Source organism: Xanthobacter sp. BG11Y11_SDJG (assembly GCF_057364445.1).
The window spans coordinates 1-2,739 of sequence record NZ_JBNFNU010000485.1 but is presented as its reverse complement, the minus strand read 5'-3'; the positions used below and the strand labels follow the sequence as shown (position 1 = coordinate 2,739).

The window sequence follows — 2,739 nt, the reverse complement described above, 5'->3', positions numbered from 1 at the left end:
CCTCGCCGCCCCTGGCCCCGGAAAAGCCGGGGAAAAGTTGGGCAGGTTCAGCCAGTTCGGAAAGGCCCGGCAGGTTCGGACCTGTATGGGGTCCGCCTTGTCCGTAGCCGCCTTGGCCGTAGCCGCCTTGTCCATAGCCGCCGGGACCATACCCTCCGGGCCCGTAGCCCCCCGGGCCATAGCCGCCGGGGCCATAGGGGTTCGGCGTGTATACGGGGATGAAGACGTTGGTCTGCCCCTGCTGGGAGGCCTGCTCGGCCACGGTGTCGGCCTGGTTCTGGAGGCGGGTGTTGAAGTAGCGGCAGGACACCGCGGCGAGGTCCATGGTGGTCTGGCCCTGCGCCGGCATGGAGCACGGGCCGCCGGCATTGGGGGCGAGCCCGGCGAGGTCGGGGGTGGTGCCCGGACGCCCGCCGGTCTGCCGGCCCTGGCTCAAGGTCCTGGCGATCAGCGCGTCGATTTCGGCCTGGCTCACGCGCACCGGGCCGGACACCCCGTTCGGGCCGATGACGACCATGAAGCCCGGCCGGCGCACGACGATGGGCTCGCCCGAGGGGCCCCGCACCGTCAGCGTGCCGAACTGGAGGATGGCGCGGGTCTCGCCGCCGAGATGGGTGATGCCGGCGACGCCGCCGCGGATGCCGATGGTGGCGACCGGGGTCTTCACCTCGGCGCCGCCGGTATGGCTCGCCGCCCCGCCCACGAAGCGCACCGCCCCCTTGGTGAGGGAGAGCGCCATGGAGCCGGCCTTCTTGTTGGGATCGTAGACGAATTCGTCGATCACCAGGTTCGAGCCGGGGCCGATATTGAGCGTGGTCTTGTCCACGAACATCACCTGGACGCTGCCGGTGTCCGAGGTCTGGATGCGCTCGCGGTGGATGATGCTGGAGCCGAGCTCCAGCACCCGGGCGCGCCCTGGCCGGTCGGCGCGCGGATTGACCGCCGCGGCGGTGCCGACCTGCGAATTCTGGGCCAGTGCCGGGGCGCCGGAGGCGGCGACCAGCGCCAGCGAGGCGACCGAGGCGAGGAGCCGGGCAGGAGTGCTGATGGGCATGGCGCGTCCTCCTCAGAACCGGACGTTCGGCCCGATCGACACGCTCAGATTGTCGAACGAGTAGTTGGGCAGGGACGAGCTTGCCCAGGTGTACTGCACCTGGGTGAGCAGGCCGAACTGCTCATGGATGGGAACGTCGAGGGCGAGGCCCACGCGATACTGGTCGTCGGTGCGCGGAACGAAGCGCGAGACGAAGGGGTTGGCCGCGTCATAGCCGTAGTAGGAATAGCCGACCGAGGGGATCACCACCCACCTTTTGACGCCCCACAGGCCCTGGAACTCCACCGGCAGCGCCAGATCGGCGTTGAAGTTCTCGTAGGCATACCAGGACACGTCCGCGTCGGCGTCGTTGTAGGCGAGGCGCGCGCGCCAGCTCACGCCCTCGGTGATGCGGCCGAACAGGCCGGCGCCCACGGTCCACATGCCGCCGCTCTGGAAGCTTGCGGTGGGGTAATCGATGCTGTTCTGGTAGTCGCGCTGGCGCGCCTCGACGAACGGCTCGATGGAGAAATAGGGGCTGAACGGCAGGTAGACCGAGACGCCCGCGCCGTAGGAGCCGAGATAGCTCGCCCCGCCCAGCGAGATGCCGCCGGCCAGCACGTAGGGCCGCACCGAGGAGCCGGGCAGCGCGTCCGGCGCCAAAGCGAAGCGCGGGCCGGTATTGGCCTCGACGAAGCCGAGATTGAGGCGCTGGATCTCGAACTGCTGGGAATAATAGAGGTTGAGGTTGGTCTCCCAGACGTCGCCGCGCTGGTTGCCGAAGTCATAGACGTGCCGCACCGTGGCGAGGCCGAACACGTTGCCGTCCGCCTTCGAGGCGTAGCTCGGCGGCAGCAGGGCCGCCACGTCGTCGCCGATGATGATGCGGCTCGACGGACCATAGCTGGCGTTCGACTGGTAGCGCACGCCCGCCTGGGCGTAGACGCTCCACTGGTTGGTGGAGAGCCGGCGCTCGATCTCTTCCAGATAGGCGGTGACATTGGCCTGCTCGGCGGGGCTCAGCATGCCGTCGCCGGAGATCGGCTGGAGATAGGCGCGCGCGCTCTCATAGGCGCCGAGCCGGTAATAGAGCCGGCCGAGCTCCAGCCGCACCCGCACCACCTTGGGATTGTAGAACAGGATGCGTTCGTAGACGCCGATGGCAGCCTCGTAGTCGCCCAGCTGGGTGGCCCGCGCCGCCAGCCGGTAGGCCAGAGCGACATCCGCCGGCCGCTTCAGGGACTCGTGGAAGAGCGTGTTGAACTCGGGGTCAGCGTCGGCCGCCGCCGTCTGCTGCGCCGAAGCGGGCGCCGCCGCGCCGAGCAGCAGCACAGAGGACAGGCCGAGCAGCGCGATAGCCCCAGCGGCAGCGCCGATGAGGGCACGGGCCTTGCTGTTGCGCGCGTCGCCCGACCTTCCGGCCGACGCGACGTTGAGCGTCGAATGCATGCGATCAGAATCCGGCTGTCGTCGCCGGCAAGGCCCGCCCCTTGCCTTAACTTCCTCTTAACACTTGCAACGCCGCAAGGGGATCGCCGCGTGCGGTTATGGTTACGATTCGAAACCTCTTTGAGGGCGAGGCGGGCATTTTGCCACAGGCAAGCCGCACTTTGATACCTCAGAGGCATCGCTGACTCGCCCGCAGCCGGTCTCAGGCTCGGCCCGCCGGAGCCGCGGTCAGCGCGGCGGCGCCGCCGGCGCGGGTC

General features: G+C 69.1%; 2 protein-coding genes. Both read right to left on the bottom strand.

All coding sequences use genetic code 11. The features are described 5' to 3' along the window. Positions 1-1,054, bottom strand: a 1,054-nt coding sequence (locus AC2W7M_RS23260) for a FecR family protein (protein ID WP_486135289.1), incomplete at its 3' end; no start/stop codon positions are given. A gap of 12 nt (positions 1,055-1,066) precedes the next feature. Then, the gene (locus AC2W7M_RS23255; protein WP_486135287.1) at positions 1,067-2,482 is read right to left on the bottom strand and encodes a tetratricopeptide repeat protein; all 1,416 of its coding nucleotides are present in this window, start codon (positions 2,480-2,482) and stop codon (positions 1,067-1,069) included. Positions 2,483-2,739 lie beyond the last annotated feature (257 nt).

Coding starts and splice junctions, on each gene's coding strand:
- AC2W7M_RS23255 (WP_486135287.1), bottom strand. CDS start 2,482: ATGCATTCGACGCTCAACGTCGCGTCGGCCGGAAGGTCGGGCGACGCG.